The organism is Planococcus sp. MSAK28401, assembly GCF_018283455.1.
Classification (GTDB): domain Bacteria; phylum Bacillota; class Bacilli; order Bacillales_A; family Planococcaceae; genus Planococcus; species Planococcus alpniumensis.
Genome location: NZ_JAAMTH010000001.1, coordinates 3,144,165 through 3,162,736 on the forward strand (window position 1 = coordinate 3,144,165; position 18,572 = coordinate 3,162,736).

Sequence of the window (18,572 nt, forward strand, 5' to 3'; positions counted from 1 at the left end):
GGAAAACTATGAAACTGACAAATGTAAGCATTACTGAAGTGAACGTTAATAACTGGTACGCCTGCTGCGAACTGGAAGTGGCCGATGAGCAGAAAAGCTATATGGAACCGAATGCGGTGTCCATCGCCCAATCCAAGTTCGAACCGAGCCTGCGCCCATATGTAATTTGTGCAGACGGGCAAACAGTGGGATTTTTGATGTTCAACTCGGTTCCTGAAGAATTGGATGGCTATTGGATCTACCGCATCATGGTCGATCAAGCATACCAAGGACAAGGAATTGGAAAAGCTGCTACGACATTAATACTCTCGGAAATGGCTGATGCCTTCGGGGCCAAAAAAGTGATCGTTGGCTATCACCCTGAAAACGCCGGAGCCCATCACTTGTATAAAAGCTTAGGCTTTGAAGATCACGGGCACCGCTTCGGTAAAGAAATGGCTGTAGTGAAGCAATTGGTTGATTAATAAAGCGCAAAAGAGGCCGGACTGGGGCATCCCAGTCCGGCCTCTTCTTTATGGATTCTGTATTTTATACAAAACATGCTTTCTTAAAGGACTGCCTTCTGTAACGCGCGGATGCTCGAATTCCACTGCTTTCTCCATGCCGATCCGCTTAATGACAGTTTCAGACGGTGTGTTAATCGTTGAAGTAAACGAGTAGATTTCTTTTTTGCCAAGCTCATCGAATGCGTATGTCAGGCAAGCTTTCGCCCCTTCTGTTGCATAGCCTTTTTTCCAAAACTGCTGGTCCAAACGCCAGCCGATTTCGGTTGCGTCTTCAATTCCGATATCGAAATTGACATCCAATAAACCGATAAAGCCGATAAAAGCCCTGTCTTCTTTTCGCTCCACTGCCCAAAGCCCGTAGCCTTTCTCCTCAAAATGCGTTTCGATGCGGTCGATCAAGGCATCCGATTCGGTGCGGCTCAAGGTTTTCGGAAAGAACTCCATTACGTCAGGGTTGGCATTCAATGCCGCGAATGGTGCACGGTCAGACGCTTTCCACCGCCTGAATCCGAGCCGTTCGGATTCGAATAAATAGCCGTTCTCCATCTAATCTTCCTTTCAAGCTTCTTTGTCGCTTGGCTTCTTTTCCTCTTCTACTAAAAAGTATTTTTCCCGCCATTCCCGATCTGTCGCCCTGAACAAAAACCCCAGTCCTAAAAAGAAGAAAATCAGGCTTAAAATGATTGGCACAGCCCCCACTTCCCATAAGGCTGATAAATACAGGCCGAACTCTCCCGAATAGCCGGTTCCACTTAAATGCGGTGAATACACCGCCGCTGCAATCGACGTGAAGCCAAACAATAGAATACCTGAAATGACACCAATTCCGCCTGCAATCAATTCTCTCATTATTTTACCTCCTATTTAGCTATAAAAAAACAGGCGTCCGGAATCCGAATCGCCTGTTTTCCTGTCTTACTCGAACAATTGTTGGATGCTTTGCGTCGGCAAAGCGCCTTCACCGCCGAGGATGTAAATGCCGCTGACGGTTTTCAACTGTGTTTGAACTGTCTTCACTGTAGCTGCATTCGGGCCGTTCGGTGCAGTCAATACGAGTGGTGCTTTCGTTTTTGCTGCCAGTACGGATCCAGCGAGTGCATCCGGATAATTTGCGCCCGTCGACAAGTACATGTTCTTGTTGTCGAAGGATGCTTTGAAATGAGTGATGATCGCACTGTTCGTTTCGTAGCGTGATGCGCCGGACAGGCGGACCGGGTTTTTAAGTTCTTTTGCTGTGTTGTCAGAAACAGCGCCTTTACCGCCAACGATGAAGGTTTTGCTATAAGCTTTCGCCGCCAAATGAGCTTTCACTTCTGCTGGCAAGCCGTTCGGTTTCGTCAGCAAGATCGGCATTTTCTGGCTTCCTGCGACCGGTGCGATCGACAAGGCATCAGCAAACGCTGAACCTGTCGCTACGACCGCTTGCGTCGAAGTCTTCATTTGTTTTGCGATATTGACGGACGTTTCGTAGCGATTTTTGCCGCTGATGCGTTTGATGCTTGTTGATTTAATGCCGAGTTCGTTCAGTTCCATTTCGACCATCGGGCTGATTGCGCCCTCTCCGCCGATCAATGTCACTTCTTTCACTTTCAAGCGTTTCAATTCATCTTTTACCGATTGTGGAATTGAATCGGTTTTCGTCAAAAGCAATGGTGCGTTTTGATATGCCGCAAGCGGCGCAGCGCTCAAGGCATCCGGGAAATCGCCGCCTGTTGCAAGTACAGCTTTACCGGATGTGCTCCAGCCTTTTTTCGATACTTCCACCGCTGTATCGTAGCGGCTTGCCCCGCTGATGCGGTCAGCGAGATTCCATTTATCGTCCAACGCAAGAATCGCTTGTGCGCCGTTCAAACGGCCCCAACCTGAGACAAGATCAAAGCCAGGAGCCAATTCTTTCATTTCGTACGGAAAATCTTCTTCAAAGAAAGGATCTTCTTCAAAGAAAGGATCTTCCTCAAAACCAGGAGGAGCATCTTCTGCGATAAACTCAACGTCATCCGCCGAAGCCGTCAATACGTTCTCCAACTGGCCTGGCGTGAGATCCGGATTGATCGACTTCAAGACACCTGCAACTGCCGCGACATGCGGTGCTGCCATAGATGTTCCAGACATCAAGCTTACATTGCCATCCGGCATCAAACTCGGGATATCGGTACCTGGTGCAACCAGGTCAAGCCCTTCGCCGTAGCTCGAATAATCCGACACTAGGTCGATTTTATTCGTTGCGCCGACAGCGATGGCGTATTTCGATGAAGCCGGGTAGGAAACTTCTTCCCATCCTTCATTTCCAGAAGCAGCGACAATCGTTACGCCGCGCTCGCTTGCATATCTCATGGCGTATTCCAAGACACGGCTATAACCGCCGCCAAGGCTCATGTTGATAATATCGGCACCTTGGTCCGTTGCGTACAGAATGCCGTATGCGATTTGTTCCGTGTCACCGTAACCTGATGCATCGAGCACTTTGACCGGCAGGATTTTCGTCGACTGGTTGATGCCCGTCATCGAATAATCATTGTCCGCTTCCGCTGCGATGATGCCGGAAACATGTGTGCCGTGGCCATAATCATCGAGTGCTTCATTATCATCATTGATGAAATCGTAGCCTGTGCTGATCATTTGGTTTTTCAAATCGGCCAGTGTGTAGTCAACCCCGGTATCGATGACCGCCGTGATGACTTCGGTTTGGCCTTTTTGTGCTGCCAGCGCAGTCATTTCCTCGAAATCGATGTCAGCGTCTTTAATGCCGAAACCGTCACCGTTGTTTTCAAGAGACCATTGCTCATCATAATAGATATCTTCTGAATGAAGCTTGTATTGCTGAACCGGTTCGATAAAGTCGACTTCCGGCAAGTTTTCCAGTGATTGCAAAGTTTTATTCGTTGAAGCGGCTGACATGCCTGACTTCAAATCTACCACGAAGAACTGGTCAAATTTCGGTGCTTCAGCGTCAAACTCGGAAACCGATTGGATACCGGCTGTTCCGGCTTCCGCTTTCGTCAGCGTTTCGCCTTCTTTTACTTTCACGATGACCTTATTGATCGAAGCGTCTTTTACGACATAAGGAGTCGGAAGCATGGCTGACATGACCGATTTTCCAGCCAGCTTGTTGATATTGATCGCTTGCCCTGCTGCTTCCACATCATCTTTCAAATTCGCAGGCGCTGTTTTCAACGCGAGCGCGTATAATTCGTTGATCGCTTTTTGATCAGCGGCAGTGATGGTCTTCGAGCTTTGGAAGCCATTTTCCGCAATGCTCGTGATCAAACCGTCGAGCTGCTTGAGGTTTTTCTTCAATGAATCGCGAACAGATGCATCCGTCATGGCCTGATAGCCGATAAATGGTGCCATCTTATAGTAAAGCTTGGTCAATTCTTTGCCGCTTTCTGTTTGCGAAAGCACTTCGCCGCGGATGACGCGCAATTGGTCAAGCAGCGCCTGATCTCCAGCTGCGTCGCCCATGACAAGCTCAGCCGGGCATTGCTCGTCATTTGTCGGTTTTGATGCTTTCACCGTGACGCCGTCAAAGCCGATCGTATAGCTCGCTTCTTCCGCTTCGTCACCTTCAGTTACTTCCAACGGCAGCTCTTCAGCATAAGAAGATACTTTTACGTAGTAAGGGCCTTCCCAGGCGATTGGGAATTTCACAGTTGATTTCTTTTCTCCAAAGCTGTAGTTGCTGAACGGGTCAAAAGGCTGGTCTTCGGTCGCGCGTTCTGCGTCCGGGTAGACGGTAAAGGTCAATTCATCATCTGACTGAAGGGAAACTTCAAAATGAGTATGCGCTGCGACTTGTGCAGGGTCCACATCGATCTTGTACCAACGTTCGTTGTCTTCTGCAGAAAACGTATCGCTTACGCTATCTCCTTGCACCAATGCATCTGCATCCACTAAATCTTCAGCTTGCGCCGTTTGTGTTGCCGGTAAAACCCCAAAAAGTGATACACCCATCAAAAAACTCGTCGCAATCTTGAACGCGCGGTCCATCCTACCATCCCCATTTCAATTTTTTTACAATTACATTAAATCTATTAAAGCACATCGGAAGACATAAAAATAGATGCTTTTAAAAATATTTTTTTGGGACTATTGATGTCTTTTTCTTCCAAAAGAATTGAACAGTCCCGCCACAATAAAAAAGGAGAAGACATGCTTGAGTCAGCACATCTTCTCCCCAATATATCCCTTCATTTTTTCGCTGTCTGTTCAGGCATATCAAGCGGCGTAAAGTAATACGAACAATCCGGCCAGCCCAGTTCTTCGCTGAGAATGTCAAAAGTCGAGCGGAAAAATTCCTGCATCGCTTTTGTCGGACGTGGCGAGCCGGCGACTTTATCAAGCATCAGGAAGTATTCGCTCAGCGAAGCTTCGAAATACGCATCTTTAGGTTTTAAACGCTCGCTGTCGAGTTCTTTGTTGACGAACGGATACGGCAGCACGAAAAATGCCGGCACATCCACATTGGCGTCGCCAGTCCAGAATCCATATTCGATGAAATGTTCATCGAACGCCGCTTTTTCGATGACTTTGTCTTCCGGGTACGGCTGGCGGATGCCTGGCAAAATGAGCGACGAGACGTCAAACGTTCCCCAGAACAGCGCGGGCTTCATTTTTCGGGAGCGCAGCGGGCCGATAAACTTCAACTGTTCAGCAGCCGCAAAGTGAAATAGTTTGAGCCCCCGTATCGCTTGTTCCCAATTGAACGTCAGCGGCGTATCGTCTTCGTTAAGATTGTTCTTATATGCCATCTCTTGCGGTTTCGGATTGATCTTCAAATGAATGCCTTTCGATGCCAACGCTTCGAAGATCTCTTCGAAATAAATTTTGATCGACTTGGCCGTTTCAAGCGCCACGGTCTGCACATTTCCTTCGACATTGATGAGGATGTGGCTTTCGTAAATATCCAAGTCGACTTGAAACGCCCGATCTTGATGGAATAATAAACCCGTCGTAAATCCGTTCGGTGTTATGGCTAGTGTCACATGCGCCCACTGAGGTTCTTGCTGGGCGGTTTCGAGTTTGATCTTGCCAAGGATCTGGGATAGCAAATGCAAAGTGAATTTCGTTTCAGCCCATTCGGAATGCTTGATCACGTCCATTTCCTTCTCCTCCTCTGGATTTCAAATCCATAAGCGCCGGCAGTTTCTATTCCTCCTTATATTCGACGTATTTCCTTACTTTCCTATCCATCAGCCGTAGAGAAATTCAGGCTGGATTCCTTGTGTTTTACCCATGAGCCATATTAGGCTGAAACAGAGTTTATACGGATAAAGTGGCGGGTAGCTACTATTTAGTCTAGAAAAACCGAAAAATCGTTGGGGGTCAAGAATGAAGACAGTCAGAAATATAGCCATTGCACTTGTTATTCTATTCGTTTTCGTCGTCGCATATGGCTTGTTCGAACCCCGTTTGCTCGATGTGACACAAGAGCAAGCTGTCATCCCGAACCTTCCTGAGAATTGGGAAGGCCAGGAAATCGCAGTGCTGGGAGATTTTCAAATTGGATTATGGGGCGATAATGCCGACACGGTGGAAGAAGCCGTTGAAGAAATTATCGAAAGAGACCCAGCAGCCGTTTTAATGCTTGGCGATTTTATCTATCATCCGAAAAACGAGACGCAGAAGAAAATAACCGAAAATATCGAAGCGTTAAAACCAATTGGCGAAGCTGATATTCCGGTGTACTCCGTTATGGGCAATCATGATTTCGGATTGAAGAAAAAGGACTCACAACCATTAAACGAAGCTGCGACAAAACTGCGCCAGGCATTAAAGGAAATAGGCGTAGAAGTTTTACACAATGAATCTGCCCTGCTCGGTGTAGATGGGGATGCTCTGCCTGATGTCTCAAAAGGACTTTACATTGCGGGGGTCGGTTCAAACTGGATGGGTGATGATTCTGCATCAGAAGCCCTGGAAGGAATCGCCACTGATGCCCCGCGTATAGTGATGATGCACAACCCGAATTCTTTTGTGAAATTCCCGGCAAATTCGGCACCATTTTCTGTTGCTGGCCATACACATGGCGGCCAGATAAGACTTCCTGGCTTGCCCGGCTGGTCCTGGATGGACTTTACTTCAGAAGAAGAAAAGCATACGGATGGGTGGATTGAGAATTACGGCGCCGCTGGCAACCAGTTGTACGTAAACCGTGGAATCGGCATGAGCACAGTGCCGATCCGCATCAATGCTAAACCCGAACTGACGATTTTTACGTTAGTTTCTAAACAATAATCAACACTCTCTTAAAAAGCATCGCCATCTCCGAGTTTCGGGAGAAAGCTATGCTTTTTTATACTATGCCGAAAAAACAACGTAAAAAAAGACTGAACCTTTAAGGATCCAGTCTTAGCGTATCGGTTGATTAGCTATCTTTCCCAATAAATCGTTGCATCCGTTTCTTGCGCTCTTTTCATCTTAGCTTTTTCAAGCACGCGAATGGATGCTTGATTGGAGCGCTCGGTTTCGGCAATCACTTTTTCTACCTTTTCGTTTGCCAGCGCCCATTCGATCAAAGCGTTCATCGCTTCGCTCGCATAGCCTTTATTCCAATATTGCTCGAGCAACCCATATCCTATCTCCACTTGCCGCTGGTCATCAGGTTTGCCTTTAAACCCGCCATCCCCGATTACCTGGCCATCTAACTTTCGGATAATCAGCCAGCTTCCCCATGCAAACAGGCTGGGGTCTTCCAGCAACTCTTGTAAATGACGATCAATTTCCGGCCCGTTGTCGTACTGCTGGTTTTGAAGCAGCTGAGTCACTTCAGCGGTGCAAGGAATGATTTCCAATCGTTCAGTTTCTAGTTTCTTCATTGCTTATTTTTGCCAGCCGCTGCAACGTGCTTCTCAGTCAACTCCAAGTATTCTTCAATGGCGGATGTCAGGGATTTCTGTGCATCTCGCCAAAATGCTACTTGCGTGATATCTGCTGCTAGATACTGTTCGCCCAATTGCTCGACGGTCATTTTCCCGGAATCGCGCAATAACGCATCGTACCGCTCCGGGAATCCGTCCGGCTGCTGTTTGGCCTGTTCATATACGCCGTTGCTGAATAAATAGCCGATCGTATACGGAATATTGTAGAACGCTTTTTCGGCATCATAGAAATGGCCGATGAACATCCATTTGTAAAGAGCCAAATCCTCAACAAGTCCGCCGTAAATATCATTTTCCACTTCGGCGATCATCGTTTTGATTTGCGCCGCAGAAATCATGCCCTGTGCCCGCTGCTCATAAAACTTACGTTCGAAGCGGAACATATTCGGTACGCTCACGACGTATTTCAAGCCGTCACGGATCTTCATTTCGAGCATGGCGAGCCGTTCGTTTTCGTCAGTCGTCTGTTGGATTACGGCATCCAGCACCAGATTCTCCATAAACGTAGAAGCCGTTTCCGCAACACTCGTGCCTTTTTGCTGCGCAAGCGCCGGTTCGTCGTGGATAATCTGATTGTGATAGGCGTGGCCCAGTTCATGCGCCAAGGTCACCAAATCCTGATAAGTATCACGATATGTCACAAAGATCCGGCTTTCTTTGGCCAATGGCATCGAAGCGCAAAATCCGCCTTCTGCTTTGCCCGGCCGGTTCTCGGCTTCGATCCAATCCTGTTTAAAGGCGCGGTCAGCAAAATTCCCGAGCTTGTCGCTGAACTGGTGGAACTGCTTGCTGATGGTGGTTTTCGCCGAGGCAAAATCCACTTTGTCTGAAAGTGAAAACGCCGGCGACTCCAGATCGAACCAGCTGGCTGGATCTTGGCCCGCCACTTTCAATTTCCGTTCGATATACGCTCTGTACAAATCCTTATTATCATCGATGGCCGTGAGCATCGCATCGATTGAAGCTTCCTGGATCCGATTATGCTCGAGCATCTCTTTCAATTTATTGTCCCAGCCTCGCTGTTCGTAGATTGCCAAACGAGATCCAGCCACACGGTTCAAAATGGCTGCCACTGTATCCGCGTGTGCTACGCACGTTTCGTCCACAGCTTCAGCTGCCCGCTTTCGGCTGGCGCGGTCTTTGCCGTTTATAGCTTCATTCAATGCCTGGCCGATCGACACTTGCTGCAGTTCCCCGTCCACTTCAATTGGCACTCTCAATTTAGTTAACACCAGTTCGTGCTGCTGTTCCCAACCCGACAGGCCATTAACGGACAGCGCGCTGATCATGCGCTCCAGCTCAGCCGGCAACCGGTCCTTGACCATCCCTCTTCTTTCATTCAAATAAAACGATGATGCCTGAACGCGGTCGGAAGCGGTAAACGCTTGCCAATCCGCTTCGGAAAATTCAGCAAAGGCTTGATCCAACTCGATCTGCAAGGAAGCGAGCTTTGCTTTCAACACGGCGCTTTCATCCATCAAAGCGATCGCTGCCTGATCCGCCACGTTTTCTGCATATGCACAGATGGCGAAATCATCAAGCTGTTCCCAAGCAAGCAAGGCATATTGAAATTGATCAATGACTTTCAGCAAGGCATCGTTGTCCCGCTCGTCCATCTCGCGGTAATTTTGCAATTGCCCAGCCGCTTGCTCGAGTGTATTTTGCAAATCTGCCATAAACGCTTTTAGTTCTTCTGATCGGCTTGTTCCGGCATATAAAGAAGTTAAATTCCATGTGTGTGCAGTTGTCTGTTCCACGAATAATCCCCTTTTTATCTGCGGCAGCATCCCACTGCCTTATTTACGCATCTTTATACTCATTCTTCTTTTTCCTTAAAATCCCTTTTGCAAATAAAAATAGGACAGCGAAACTTATTGCGGCTCATCCCCAGGGCGTGTCGCTTCACTTTCCACTTCTATCATCCAAGACAAGATGGTGGTGCTGTCACGGACCTCTTTTTCTTTGATTTCTTGCAGCAACGCTTGTACACCCTCTATATTTGAAGCCATTTCAAAACGTTTGGCCACTTCCAGCGGATTTGAAAAATCGGTATTGGGGCATTCCACCAGCCCGTCAGTCGTCAGCAAAATGTGATTGACGCCTTTTCTTAATTCTTTCGCTCCTGTACTAAAGCAAGGCACCGGCAACTCGAATGTATTTGCTTTGCCGATCCATTCATAGAAGCTCCGATGATTCTGCTGCATCTCGCCGAGCGCTTCGAGTTCAGGATGAAACAAGTACAATAGGCAGTCGCCGACAGATAGCCACCAAAGGAATTTGCCTTTTCTTGCTGTGCATAAGACAGCGGTTTCGCCTTGCACTTCGCTGCACGCTGCTTTAAAGCGTTCGCTGTCAAAGCTTGCCAGCAAAATCTCCGACAGCTGGCTGAATGCTTGTTTGATTGGAAATTTCAAAGCTCCATTGATCGAAGGTTCCAAGCGGCTGATTTCCGCTATAACGAGCTTTGCGCTTTCGGCTGTTTGATGGGCGTCCAGTAACACGGTGAATTCCCAGTCTTCCGCTGCGTTCAACCACACCATGCAGCCGTCTTCATTTTTCGTTTGACCGGCAGTTGAATTGCCGCCGAACCGCCCTACCGTCACAGGGCCAGTTTGCTGAATGTCCAGCTGGTCGACAAAAGACTGCTCGCTTCCTACCCAGCTGAAGCTTGTTGGATCCTTGCTAGTTTTCATATGTATATACCTCCTGTTACGTATTAAAGTAATTTATAATATTTGTCCAGTATACTTGAAGCAGCTCTTTGTCTGCATAAAAAAACGAAGAATCTGCTCATGCAGACCCTTCGTTTAAGATGATGCGCTATTCTTTTCTCCGGTACAGATACATCGTCAGCGGTGCAAAAATCACCACGAAAATCGCGGATACGACGACCACCCAGCCAATTTGCTCCCAAGTCCCGTTGCCGTGCATCAACCCACGAACGGCTGTTGCGAGGATGGAAATCGGGTTGATGTTGACGAATCCTTGCAGCCAAGACGGCAAAGTCGACGGATCGACGAACACATTGCTCACAAAGGTGAGAGGGAACACCACCAAAAAACTGACCATCATCAAGGATTTTTCGGAACGCATGATGATGCCGGCAGCGGTCCAGATCCACGAAAAGCTGAACGAAAACAATAGGATGACCAAGACCGCACCTACTACCCCCAGCGCTCCGCCTTCCGGGCGAAATCCGAGAATTAGCCCGAGACCGATCATAATGGCCGACGCCAGCGAATAGCGGATGACGTCAACGAGCAATGCGCCGACCAAAGCGGACGGCAGCCAAATCGGCAAGGTCCGGAAGCGGTCGAATATGCCTTTTCGAATATCATTGTTCAAGTCGATGCCGGTGTACATTGTAATCTGCGAAACGGTCATGACCAAAATGCCGGGCAAAAGAAACTGCAAATATTCGCCTGTTGACCCGGCGATCGCACCGCCGAACAAATACGTGAACATCAATAGAAAGATGATCGGAAATACCGTTACGTCAAACATCTGCTCCGGCACATGCTTGATCCGCAATAGCGCACGATGGGCAAACGCCATTGTGGACGCCATTGCACTCGGCGGATCCGGCCGCTTACCGCCCGCAACAGCGTTCAGCGGGTGCACTTCTTCATAAGCCGTTTTGTCGTGTTCGATTTGAACGCTCATGAGTTCTCCTCCTCAGTCGGTTGGTCGCTGGCGGATTGTCCGGTCAATGTCAAAAACACTTCATCCAAGCTCGGCCGCCCGAGCGAAAAATCGCTGATGGCAATTTTTTCTTTACCCAATTCCCCGAGCGCTTCTGCGACGATTGAGGAATCTTTCGCCTGCGCGCTTAAGGTTACGCCATCTGTAGAGGTGTGAACCGGGACACCTAGCTTGCGTTCAAGAATGGCTGTTGCTTGCGGTTGGTCTGCTGCATCCAGCAATTGCACATTCAATGTGCCGGTTCCGACTGACGCTTTCAATTCACTGCTCGTGCCTTCTGCAATGATTTTGCCGTGATTGATGACCGCAATGCGGTCTGCCAGCTGGTCCGCTTCCTCCAAATTCTGTGTCGTCAACAGCACGGTCGTTCCTGTTTGAACGAGCGCGCGCACAATCTCCCACACTTGGTTGCGGCTGCGCGGGTCGAGGCCAGTCGTTGGCTCATCGAGAAACAATAGATCCGGCGTCACGACGATGCTCGCGGCGATATCGATGCGCCGCCTCATGCCGCCAGAATACTTTTTCACTTGCCGTTTGGCTGCGTTCTCCAGACCGAATGCCGACAGCAATTCCGCCGCACGCAACTTTGCTTCCTTGACCGTATAACCCATCAGCCTGGAAATCAGCACCAAGTTTTCAATTCCGGTCAAGTCTTCATCAATCGATGCATATTGGCCTGTTAAACTGATGCGGCTTTTGATGGCCGCGCTTTCCGTCTTTAAATCGTGCCCGAAAATGGTCGCGCTACCGCCGTCCGGCTGGATCAATGTCGCCAGCATGCGGATTGTCGTCGTTTTCCCCGCCCCGTTCGGTCCTAAAAATCCGTATACCGTCCCTCTTGGAATAACCAAATCCACGCCGTCTACCGCTCGTTCTTTCCCGTATATTTTCACCAGTCCCGCCGCTTCTACAGCCAATCCGTTCGCCTGCCGTTCCACACCTCTTGTTTCCATGCTCCTCACCTTTTTCTTTTAAGGGTACATTCACATGATTATGGCTTTTATTATAAACCGATTGGCGGAATATTCACTCTTTTTGTTTCATTATAGAACAAATGTTCCCATTAATCCACTATTATTTTCTTCCATAAGAAAAACTCCTGCATCCTGGCAGGAGTTTAAAAATACAACTATTAAATCGACCATTTCACCAGCATGCCGGCATGGGTCAAGCCGCCACCGAATCCGTACAGCAGCAATTGATCACCGGCTTTGATGCGGCCGTCTTTCACGCCTTCGGCAAGCGATAGCGGAATCGAGCCGGCAGATGTGTTGCCGTAATACTCAAGTGAATACACCGTCTTGTCGAGCGACAGCCCGCTTCTCGTGCAAATCGACTCGATGATCCGCAGATTGGCACTATGCGGCACGAACCAATCGACATCGGATGGAGAGACGCCCGCTTTGTCCATTAAGGCGTTGACACCTTTTGGCACTGTATTGACCGCCCATTTGTATACTTCACGGCCATTTTGCCAGACGACATTGCGGGCAGCCAAATCTTCGCCAAACATTTCGCCTGCCAGGTCTGTGCAATACAGGTTGTTCGCCAATGCGCCGTTCGTTCCCATATGCGATTCGATAAAGCTCGGGTTGTCTGCGTCGTGTTCGACCAGCACCGCCCCGCCGCCATCGCCGAACAGGATGCACGTCGAGCGGTCGGTGTAATCGAGGATCTTCGAGAACGTTTCCGCGCCGATGACCAGGATTTTCTTGTGCAATCCGGAGGTGATCAAGCCGTTCGCCATCTGCAGGCCGTAAGAGAAGCCTGCGCAAGCCGCGTTCAAATCGATCGTTCCTGCGTTCGGGATGTTCAGTTTTGCCTGGACCATTGCAGCCACGCTTGGCGTTTTGAAGTCAGGCGTCATCGTGCAGGCAATGATCAAATCGACATCCTCGAACGATTTTCCGTAACGCTCTGCCAAATCTTGTACTGCTTTTGTGCTTATATCACTCGTAAATTCGTGTTCTCCCGCAATGCGGCGCTCTCTGATGCCGGTGCGCTGGAGGATCCACTCGTCATTTGTTTCAACCAATTGTTCCAGGTCCAAATTCGTCAGCCTCTTTTCGGGTACATACGATCCGATGGCTGTAATTCGTGCTGCTGATCTGCTCATTCATACACCCCTTTAGCTTACTCACCTCATTTTAGCACCTAACATTAGTATTAGGTACCAATAATTTAGATGAATAGACAAATACTTTCGTCTGTATAGTATTTTTTCTTTATTACAATCCATAAGACTCAGCCGAAGTAGGTAATAAGAATATATAAACTGGCTAATAACCTCCTGTCATGACAGCATTCATACTGAAATACAGCCCCTCTCCGTAAACAAGTAAGTAATATACTAGTTTCGAGATGTTTCAAAAAATATTAAATTGTAAATAATAAATTCATGAAAGGAGAAAACTGGTAAAAGGGATTTACTGTAAGAATAAAAATAGATTTGGAGATGAATTATGAAAACTCGCAGAAATTTTAGATCGTATCTTGCCCCTGAAACGGACGATGCAGGCCGCAACATTTCCTGGAGCTCCATTTTTGCTGGAGTCGTGACGTTTATCGCATTCTTAATTATGTTCAGTTTGATTGGTACTGCCATTGGCCTTGGGGTGACAGACGCTACTTCAAATGACCCATTTGCCGGTGTCGGAACCGGATTAGCCATTTGGGGTGTTTTGACACTGCTGATTTCGTTATTGGCAGCCGGATTTGTCGCTGGGATTACCGCAGCACGCGCTGGGTTGGTCCATGGATTCTTGACATGGGCAACTAGCGTCATCATCTTATTTGTTCTATTGACGTTCACCACGATCAACACATTCCAGACAGTTGGTTCCATTTTCGGGAATGTGGGAAGCGCAGTCGGCCAGGGGGCTGGATCTGTCGCGTCCACTGCCGGTGACGCCATCCAAAGCACATTCGACAACGTAACCGAAAACTTCTCAGGCGTCGATACTGCCGAACTGGAAGGAAATGTTGAAGAGATTCTTACCGATACGGATATTTCGGAATTGCAGCCGGGCTATTTGGAAGGCGAATTGGAAGAGAGCCGCAATGAAGTGCTCGATGCAGGAAAAGAATTAGCTGTAAACCCTGAAAACTCAGATGCCATTCTTCAAGACTTAGGTGATTCCTTGACGGCCAGAGCCGAAGAAATCCAAGAATCTGTCGATGAAGAAGCTATCTCAGAAGCTGTTGCCGCCAACACCGAGTTGACCGGGGCAGAAGCTGAAGAAGCAACCAATAATATCGTGGATGGCTTAAACCAAGCTACGACTGAAGCCAGCCAGCAGATTGAAGATGCACAAGTTGCCTTGGAAGACGCTTCTCAGGAATTGGAAAGCACGATTGCTGATGTACGCCAGTCTACAGAAGAAGCAACTCAAACTGCTTCCACTATTTCCATTTGGGGATTTGTCGCACTGTTGTTAACGATGGTTGTCACTTCCCTAGCAGGAATTTTCGGATCTAGCTTTGTCCGCAAAGAACGCACTGTGAATAAATAAACCTTTAATTCCCCCCTTCCGCATGAATGCGGAAGGGTTTTTTTACGGCTCAATTCCTGTACTGGCTGTGAAATCTTGGCAAACGAACAGCTGGGACTCGCCCTTCAAAATCGATCTGTGAAATAATAGGCGTAAGAGAATTTATTCGTTAGGAGGCGCTGGAATGAAACGAAACCGAATCGCAAAGAATGGTGAATTCCGCAGGCTCCTAAAGCAGGCTTTCGCCATCAACCAACGCTCCCTCCCTTGGGCTAAAGCATTGGCTGCCGGCATCAGCTCCGGGCTTCCTGTACTGATCGGGGTCTTATTGGGCCAGTTGCAATATGGGTTGATCGCAGGCCTCGGAGGTCTGGCATTTCTTTATATGTTCAACGAACCGTACGCGCTGCGCTCGAAAAAAATCTTTTTCGCCGCGCTCGGCTTGGCGTTTTCTGCGGGCCTTGGCGTCCTGCTGTCCGAGCAGCCCTTGCTCGCCGCAGCCGCAGTCGGCATTATCGGGGCATTGGCGGTATTCATTTTCGGCGCCTATCAGTTCACAGGGCCGACCGCGATTTTTTTCGTTCTGGTGTTTTTGATTAATAACAATATGACAGACACTCCGGCGCTGTTCCTTTTGCATGGCTTTCTCGTGTTCCTCGGCGGCATGCTGTCCTGGCTGATGGCGATGTGGGCTTATCCCTTCAAGCCGCACGCCGCAGAAGCAAAGGCTGTGAAACAGGGATACATGGCGCTCACCGCTTTGGCTGAATCAGCCGGGTCCGCTGAATTCTATGAAGTCCGCCAACATGCCTGGTCCGCCTTGAAATCCGCCGAAACGGCTCTCAGCAATGCAAGCGCTAAATGGACGCGCTCGAACCGGCTCGTCCAGTTGACCTTATTGCATGCGCAAGCAACATCGGTTTATGCCGAAATCATCAAACGCGGCGACCGCTATTTAGCCGTATCGAAAGAAACCGTGGAGAATTTGCGGCTCATCGCTTCATCAGTCGAAGCGTCCGGCAAAAAATCCTTTGCCGCGGCACCGCGCCTGCAGACGGAAACAGGAGATGCCTTAACCGAAAGCACTCGAAAAGCATATGATATCCTTACAGGCCAGCGCGATAAACGAACGCGTGATACAGAACTGAAAGCGGAACCGTTCAAGGCCGTCTTTGCCAATGCTTTCAATAAACATTCCATGGTATTTTTCGCCGCCATCCGCTTCGGTGTCGTCTTGGCGTTTGCGGCATTCGTCGCCCACTTCTTGCCGATCGACCCGTCGTATTGGGTGCCATTGTCGGCTGCCGCGGTCATGTCCGGCGCCACAATCCTGTCGACGTTCAACCGCTCGCTTCAGCGGTCGGCTGGCACCATTGTCGGCATTGTAGTCGCCGCTGTCATTCTGTCCTTCCAACCGGATGGGTTGTTCATTGCGTTGATGATTTTTGCATTGACGGCGCTCACGGAGCTTGCGATTGTGCTGAACTATGCCGTTGCGGCATTCTTCATCACGCCGAACGCATTGATGATCGCGGAAAGCACATCGCAGATCGGAGACCTTTCCTATTTCGCTTCCGCGCGCATTGTCGATGTGCTGATTGGTTCCGCGATTGGGCTAATCGGGGTTATGCTGATCGGCCGGCGCCGTGCGTCAACGCTGCTTCCTCCGCTCATGTCCAAAACTTTGCGAAGCCAGCAGCGCTTCATGAGCCTGCTGTTTTCACCCTATAGCCCAGACATCGAGGCACAACCGATCGAACAAAAGAAAATGCGTACCAACCTAAGCAATTTGAAGTTGGTACTCGACACAGCGCAAGGTGAATTGCCGCAGCGGCCACCAAACCTCGCTCTCTTGCAGCAGGTATTTTTCGCTTCCGAACAGCTCGCCTTCCTGCTCGAAAATGCAGCGCAAAAAGACCGGCTTGCCTTATCTCCCGTTCAGCTCGGACAGCTCCATTTGTTTTTCGAAATGATGGCGAATGCGTTGGAAGGCAATTGGCCATTTGCGGAACACGTGATTCCGGAAATCCCGGGATTCCCTGAAATCGAACAGGAACTCGCCGCTTTGCAGGAAACGGTTCGAATGAGCACACGCAAAATCGAATTACACGAAAAAGACGAAGCCTTGGAATAGGCTTCGTCTTTTTTTGCGCATGTAAACTTCGAGGAATGATGTGTAAAGTTCGCTTGACGTAAAGCAGACTTTACACGTAACATAGAATTATAACTACGAGGACGTGATAGAGTGGATAATAAATTAAAGGAATTGCGGGAGACACACGGTTATTCACAAGACCAGCTCGCTAAAAAGCTGGACGTTTCGAGACAGACGATCATTTCAATCGAAAAAGGGCGCTATAATCCGTCTCTTCCCCTCGCCTTGCAGATGGGCAAGATTTTCGGCACCCACATCGAGAACATTTTCTTCTTGGAAGACGAATCAGATTAAATTGTTTAATCAGTAAGGAGGAATTCTTATTAATTACCGCATCGCATTTTCAGCTCTAGGCTCATTATTTTTCTTGATGGCAGGATTTTTGCTCCTCGCAGCAATCATGAACAATAGTGCTCCCCTACCAGACACTTACATCATTCTCTCGATGTCTATCATGGCTTTTTGTTTAAGTTACCTATATCCACAATTTGTCCAAAAGGATGAACGCATGCAGTTGATCCGCCAAAAAGGCATGTTCTTTTCATTTCTTGCTTTTTTATTCTATTCTTTCGCCCTTAATTCATTGCTTGAGTTTAACATCATCCAATTAACCGCCAGTGACGCTATTACTCTTTTAACCGCATTGATGATCAGCACCTTGTTTACCTCATGGGTTTTCCTTGCGAGGCGCTATTGATGAAGAAAGTTATTATATTGTTAAAAATCACCCTGGCTATCGCAGCGCTATGCAGCATTTCATTAGGAGTTTATTTATTCATGAACGCTGACAATGAAATAGCAGCACCGTTGACTTTGTGGGCATTAATCACGAATACCTTTATCGTAGTTCTTTTATTAGGGATATACGCGATGGAAAAACAGGTTGATTGAATAAGCCAATTATAAATTGTCCAATCGAATGTATATAAAGTCCCGCTGCTTTTTTGCAGCGGGACTTTTCATCATTGCATATCGTTTAACCTCTCACGTTGCCGTGCACGAGCCTGCTTTAAATCCGAGATGCCGGTCAATGGGCAAATCATGACACCTGCCGCCATGATCCACGTCAGCACCCAATTATCTCCCCATGAACTAATAAGGACAATCAAACAGTTGAAGGCGATGATGAAGCCTCGGTACTTTTCAATTGCCGCGACATATGATTTGAACATATTGGCTTCATACTCCTATCCTCAGTTTAACTTTTTATATACCTAATGGAATGTCCGTGTGTTTCCGATAAACGCCAGTGCCGCTTTCCTGATAGACCCGTATAAAATCAACCTCAAACCGGCAAGTGTCCAGCTCCTCACTGGCATGCTGCGCCATCGCTTTTAACTGTTGTACCGACAACCCGTAACTCGTTTTTGCCAGAGTCAGATGGGGAACGAATTGATCAAGTTCGAAATACTGCGCGATCATTTCATCCGTTGGTTCAACTACCGCAACAAGCCGTTCGTGCAGTTTTTTCAGCCCCTGCGATTCAACCTGTAAATACAGAATTTCTTCCCCGAAAAACGCCGTTCCGCCAACAGTTGCTTCAAAACGATTCGTTTTCTCGCACGCTTTCCGCACATTTTCAAGCCAGCTCTCATCAGGTGTTAAGCCCCCTTGTGCCTTTAAGGTAATATGCGGTTCAACTATTTTATCAATCCGGTTATCCGGCCACTGCTTCCTGAATTGGCTCAGTTGGTTTGTATAGTCTGCAGGTGGTGAAATTCCGATAAAATACTGCATCTCCATTTCTCCTTTTACAAATCTCTTTGGATTAACGTGAATTTCTTTCTTTTTATATTAACATTAATTCCCATAAATCTAGCTTCATTCCTTCTCTTCTATG

Annotated in this window: 18 protein-coding genes; 6 read left to right on the forward strand and 12 right to left on the reverse strand. The window is 48.2% G+C overall.

What is annotated here, in order from left to right; translation table 11 throughout:
• Positions 1-8: 8 nt before the first annotated feature.
• Positions 9-464, forward strand: a complete 456-nt coding sequence (locus G3255_RS15890; RefSeq protein ID WP_211655363.1) for a GNAT family N-acetyltransferase — start codon at positions 9-11, stop codon at positions 462-464.
• 48 nt (positions 465-512) lie between these two features.
• On the opposite strand, the gene G3255_RS15895 is transcribed toward G3255_RS15890, so the two are convergent.
• The 4 genes from G3255_RS15895 to G3255_RS15910 form a co-directional block, all read right to left on the reverse strand.
• Positions 513-1,052, reverse strand: coding sequence for a GNAT family N-acetyltransferase (locus G3255_RS15895; RefSeq protein ID WP_211655364.1), 540 nt, complete (start codon positions 1,050-1,052; stop codon positions 513-515).
• Positions 1,053-1,064: 12 nt separating this feature from the next.
• Positions 1,065-1,355, reverse strand: a complete 291-nt coding sequence (locus tag G3255_RS15900) for a hypothetical protein (protein WP_211655365.1) — start codon at positions 1,353-1,355, stop codon at positions 1,065-1,067.
• 66 nt (positions 1,356-1,421) lie between these two features.
• The gene (locus G3255_RS15905; RefSeq protein ID WP_211655366.1) at positions 1,422-4,493 is read right to left on the reverse strand and encodes a cell wall-binding repeat-containing protein; all 3,072 of its coding nucleotides are present in this window, start codon (positions 4,491-4,493) and stop codon (positions 1,422-1,424) included.
• Between the two features lie 200 nt (positions 4,494-4,693).
• A complete protein-coding gene (locus tag G3255_RS15910; RefSeq protein WP_211655367.1) occupies positions 4,694-5,605 on the reverse strand; it encodes a DUF5996 family protein in 912 nt (303 codons plus the stop codon).
• Between the two features lie 229 nt (positions 5,606-5,834).
• Here G3255_RS15910 and G3255_RS15915 point away from each other — a divergent pair, with 229 nt between their 5' ends.
• On the forward strand, positions 5,835-6,740 hold the full coding sequence (locus tag G3255_RS15915; protein ID WP_211655368.1) for a metallophosphoesterase: 906 nt from the start codon (positions 5,835-5,837) through the stop codon (positions 6,738-6,740).
• Between the two features lie 134 nt (positions 6,741-6,874).
• Here the strand turns inward: G3255_RS15915 and G3255_RS15920 are convergent, their stop codons facing one another.
• The 6 genes from G3255_RS15920 to G3255_RS15945 form a co-directional block, all read right to left on the reverse strand.
• Positions 6,875-7,321 (reverse strand): GNAT family N-acetyltransferase, encoded by a 447-nt coding sequence (locus G3255_RS15920; RefSeq protein WP_211655369.1) that lies wholly within the window; start codon positions 7,319-7,321, stop codon positions 6,875-6,877.
• Positions 7,318-9,141 carry a M3 family oligoendopeptidase gene (locus tag G3255_RS15925; RefSeq protein WP_349291449.1) on the reverse strand — a complete coding sequence of 608 codons (1,824 nt, stop codon included), beginning with the start codon at positions 9,139-9,141 and terminating at the stop codon, positions 7,318-7,320. The genes G3255_RS15920 and G3255_RS15925 overlap by 4 nt, the downstream gene beginning before the upstream one ends.
• A 114-nt stretch (positions 9,142-9,255) precedes the next feature.
• Positions 9,256-10,077 (reverse strand): PP2C family serine/threonine-protein phosphatase, encoded by an 822-nt coding sequence (locus G3255_RS15930; protein WP_211655371.1) that lies wholly within the window; start codon positions 10,075-10,077, stop codon positions 9,256-9,258.
• 127 nt (positions 10,078-10,204) lie between these two features.
• Entirely contained in the window at positions 10,205-11,047 is an 843-nt protein-coding gene (locus G3255_RS15935) for an ABC transporter permease (RefSeq protein ID WP_121298974.1), read from the reverse strand.
• Positions 11,044-12,039, reverse strand: coding sequence for an ATP-binding cassette domain-containing protein (locus G3255_RS15940; protein ID WP_211655372.1), 996 nt, complete (start codon positions 12,037-12,039; stop codon positions 11,044-11,046). Before G3255_RS15940 ends, G3255_RS15935 begins: the two co-directional genes overlap by 4 nt.
• A 179-nt stretch (positions 12,040-12,218) precedes the next feature.
• The gene (locus tag G3255_RS15945; RefSeq protein ID WP_211655373.1) at positions 12,219-13,202 is read right to left on the reverse strand and encodes a ketoacyl-ACP synthase III; all 984 of its coding nucleotides are present in this window, start codon (positions 13,200-13,202) and stop codon (positions 12,219-12,221) included.
• Positions 13,203-13,548: 346 nt separating this feature from the next.
• Between G3255_RS15945 and G3255_RS15950 the strand changes: the two genes are divergently transcribed.
• The 4 genes from G3255_RS15950 to G3255_RS15965 all read left to right on the forward strand — a co-directional run bounded on the left by G3255_RS15950 (position 13,549) and on the right by G3255_RS15965 (position 17,623).
• Positions 13,549-14,598, forward strand: coding sequence for a YrzE family protein (locus G3255_RS15950; RefSeq protein ID WP_249222145.1), 1,050 nt, complete (start codon positions 13,549-13,551; stop codon positions 14,596-14,598).
• A 163-nt stretch (positions 14,599-14,761) separates the two neighbouring features.
• A complete protein-coding gene (locus tag G3255_RS15955) occupies positions 14,762-16,711 on the forward strand; it encodes an FUSC family protein (protein ID WP_211655374.1) in 1,950 nt (649 codons plus the stop codon).
• Between the two features lie 111 nt (positions 16,712-16,822).
• Positions 16,823-17,026: a helix-turn-helix transcriptional regulator gene (locus G3255_RS15960; RefSeq protein WP_121298983.1), complete on the forward strand. Its 204-nt coding sequence runs from the start codon at positions 16,823-16,825 to the stop codon at positions 17,024-17,026.
• 402 nt (positions 17,027-17,428) lie between these two features.
• Entirely contained in the window at positions 17,429-17,623 is a 195-nt protein-coding gene (locus G3255_RS15965; RefSeq protein WP_211655375.1) for a hypothetical protein, read from the forward strand.
• Positions 17,624-17,694: 71 nt separating this feature from the next.
• Here the strand turns inward: G3255_RS15965 and G3255_RS15970 are convergent, their stop codons facing one another.
• Both G3255_RS15970 and G3255_RS15975 read right to left on the reverse strand, forming a co-directional pair.
• A complete protein-coding gene (locus G3255_RS15970) occupies positions 17,695-17,904 on the reverse strand; it encodes a hypothetical protein (RefSeq protein WP_211655376.1) in 210 nt (69 codons plus the stop codon).
• 34 nt (positions 17,905-17,938) lie between these two features.
• The gene (locus tag G3255_RS15975) at positions 17,939-18,469 is read right to left on the reverse strand and encodes a 2'-5' RNA ligase family protein (RefSeq protein ID WP_211655377.1); all 531 of its coding nucleotides are present in this window, start codon (positions 18,467-18,469) and stop codon (positions 17,939-17,941) included.
• Between the last annotated feature and the right edge of the window lie 103 nt (positions 18,470-18,572).